The organism is Streptomyces pseudogriseolus (genome assembly GCA_002154585.1).
In the GTDB taxonomy this organism is placed as follows: domain Bacteria; phylum Actinomycetota; class Actinomycetes; order Streptomycetales; family Streptomycetaceae; genus Streptomyces; species Streptomyces pseudogriseolus.
The window spans coordinates 1-2076 of the sequence record MUNG01000701.1; the positions used below are offsets into that span (position 1 = coordinate 1).

A 2076-nucleotide genomic window follows, 5' to 3' on the forward strand; every position below is an offset into this window, starting at 1 on the left:
CCGGGGCCGCCGTAGCCGCCGCCGGGACCGCCCGGGCCACCGGGGCCGCCGGGCGGCGGGAAGCCGTAGCCGGCACCGGGCGCAGGCGGCGGGGGAGGAGGTGGAGGCACGGCACCCGCCATGCGGTGACCGCACACCTCGCACCAGTCGTCGGAACCCGACTGGTGTCCGTTCGGGCAGGTCGGCATGTCGGCGCTTCCCCCTCTCCTTTTCCGGTCGTTCCCGACCGGATTTCTCCAACCCCGAGGGGCCAGGCTCGATTACTTGCAGATCATTTCTTTACACGAACAGTCTTGGTCGACCGTGTCTCGAGTGTCATCTCGTCGGCCTCCTCGACCTTCGCCTTCAGTCGCACAGTACCGGTCGCGGCGTCGACGACGTCCACCACCTTCGCAAGCAGTTTCGCAGTATCGGCGTTGCCGGAGGCACTCGCGAGCTGAACGGCTCGGCCCAGCTTGGCCGTTGCTCCGTCCATATCTCCCACTTTGCGCAGATCCAGCCCTTCCTGGATGACTTCCGCCAGTTCGGCCTGGCCCGTGTAGTGGGCGACCTGAGGGTTGATCGACGTCGACGCGGCCAGGTCGTCCGTCCACACCGCCCGCACCAGCCCCTGCGCGCCGAGGTTCTGCACGCTCCCGTCGGAATGCGGAATGACCAGCGAGACGCGCGCCGCGAGCATCTCCTGGCCCACGGCGGCGGGCGGCACCTCCACGCAGAGGTGGTAGTCACGGGACTCGTCGCCCCAGGAACCGAGCGGGTAGTCGCCCGCGCGCGGGCCCGCCTCGGTGCGCCGGCCGGTCAGCTCCTCCACCGTCGGCGCGACCTGCTTGACGAACGTCACGGTGGCGCCGGCCGGGGTCCACAGACGCAGCGAGACGTCCGCGACCTCCTTGCCCATCGCCGTCTCCATCATCTGGGTGAAGTCGGCGGCGAGCCCGGCCGGGTCGGCGACGATGTCGGCGGTGCCGAGCAGGGCCGAGGCGATGCCTGTGACTTCTTTCACTTCCCAGTCGGTGCCCACGCCGCGGGCGTCGCAGGTGAACCGTCCGGCGCAGGCGTCCAGCGCGGCCTTCAGGTCCTCCGGCGACTCGTGCTCGTTGCGGCCGTCGGTCAGCAGGATGCCGTGCCGGATCGCCACGTCCGCCGACGCCAGCAGCCGGTCGGCGCGTCGCAGCCAGGTCCCGATCGCCGTGCCGCCGCCCGCGCTCAGCTTCCGCAGCGCCTGCTTGGCCTGCTCCCGGGTGTCCGGACCGGCCACCGCGAGCCCCCCCTCGCACGGGTACACCTCCCGCGCCAGATGGGTGCCGGCGACCACCGCGAAGTGCACGCCGTCCCGCAGCGTGTCGACGGCGGCGGCCGTGGCGTCCCGCGCGTTGCGCATCTTCGTCGGCGGGTAGTCCATCGAGCCCGAGCAGTCGACCATGAGGACCACCGCCGCGGACGGGCCCTCGCCGGGCGAGTACAGGTGCGGCGCCGCCACCGCGCTGCCGATGGTGCCGCCGCCGGTCGCCGTGACCGTCACCACCGCGTTGACCTCGCGGCCTCCCTCCGGGAGGTACTCGTTCTGGTACACGTCCACCGAGAACTGCGGCACGTTCGATTTCGAGAAAATGGCCATGCCTGGTTCGCTCCCCCTCCGGTGCCCCGACGGCGCGGGGCGACGACGTCCTCACGGACCGGTCCCCTCCGGTCCGTTGAAGCTTCCCCGTGCGAGGCCGGCCGTACGCGGCACGCGGACGCGGCACACGCGTGCGTGTGCGTCCGCGTGCGTGTGCCGCGTACGGCGCGTGGTGCGCGGTTCCCGGTGCGCGGTCGATCGGCCTCAGGCCGATCCTGCCCCCTGCGGGACGGCCGGGAACGGCACCAGCGCCACTGTTACGTTGTCGTGGCCGCCGCCGTCGAGGGCGTGACCGACCAGCACACGGGCGGCGTGCAGGGGGCGCGCGGCGGCGTCGACGGGCACCGCCTCGGCCATCTCGTCCGCGGACTCGGCGTAGTTCCACAGGCCGTCCGTGCAGACCACGACCACACCGGGCCGGTCCGGTTTGAACGCCGCCGTGTGCGGCTCCAGTTCGT

At 72.1% G+C, this 2076-nt stretch carries 1 protein-coding gene and 2 pseudogenes; all 3 read right to left on the minus strand.

Annotated elements, in window-relative coordinates; genetic code table 11:
• Positions 1 to 188: pseudogene (locus tag CCN29_RS34180) on the minus strand (FHA domain-containing protein); the annotation flags it as partial.
• 83 nt (positions 189 to 271) lie between these two features.
• On the minus strand, positions 272 to 1618 hold the full coding sequence (locus tag CCN29_RS34185; protein WP_086686337.1) for a vWA domain-containing protein: 1347 nt from the start codon (positions 1616 to 1618) through the stop codon (positions 272 to 274).
• Positions 1619 to 1822: 204 nt separating this feature from the next.
• Positions 1823 to 2076: pseudogene (locus CCN29_RS34190) on the minus strand (serine/threonine-protein phosphatase); the annotation flags it as partial.

Coding starts and splice junctions, on each gene's coding strand:
- CCN29_RS34185 (WP_086686337.1), bottom strand. CDS start 1,618: ATGGCCATTTTCTCGAAATCGAACGTGCCGCAGTTCTCGGTGGACGTG.